At 57.7% G+C, this 762-nt stretch carries 1 protein-coding gene; it reads left to right on the forward strand.

Annotated elements, in window-relative coordinates; translation table 11 throughout:
* Window positions 1-58: 58 nt before the first annotated feature.
* A partial coding sequence (locus AC1DRJ_RS30750; RefSeq protein ID WP_477805428.1) for a LysR substrate-binding domain-containing protein occupies window positions 59-762 on the forward strand: 704 nt, incomplete at its 3' end.

Below are 762 nucleotides of genomic sequence, written 5' to 3' on the forward strand. Positions count from 1 at the left end.
GAAAACAGCTTTTTTTTGCACTTGTTTGGGGTGAAATCCCACGTTTAACGAGGTTCCGATGGCTGCCTATAACCTGCGCCAACTCAGATATTTTGTTACCACGGCCGAGTGCGGCAGCGTCGCCGAGGCGTCGCGCAAGTTGTATATCGCGCAGCCGTCGGTCTCCACCTCGATCAAGCAGTTGGAAGACAGCTTTGGTGTGCAGCTGTTTATTCGCCATCACGCTCAAGGCGTGTCGTTGACGCCCAGTGGTGCACGGTTTTATCGCAAGGCGCAGGAGCTGTTGCGGGTCGCCCATGAGTTCGAGCAGAACGCCCTGGCGGACAACGACGTGGTGGCGGGGCAGATCGATATCGGCTGCTTTGAAACCGTGGCACCGCTGTACTTGCCGCGCTTGATCGCCGGCTTCAAGACGCGTTGGCCGGGGGTGGAGATTCGAATTCGCGATGGCGAGCAACAGGAACTGGTACAGGCGCTGACGGCAGGCAGTATCGATGTAGCCATGCTGTTCGAGCATGACTTGGGCGGTACCATTGAAACCACGCCATTGATGCCGCCGCAACAGCCGTATGCGTTGTTGCCGGCGGATCACCGTTTTGCACAACAGCCCAAGGTGTCGCTGGTGGACCTGGTGCTGGAACCGATGATTTTGCTTGACGTTCTGCCCAGCCGGACCTACTTCGTAAGCATCTTTGAAGAGCGCGGGTTGACGCCGAATATCGTGTTCAGCTCGCCGTCGATCGAGATGGTGCGGGGGATGGT

It is taken from the genome of Pseudomonas sp. P5_B2 (assembly GCF_056400445.1).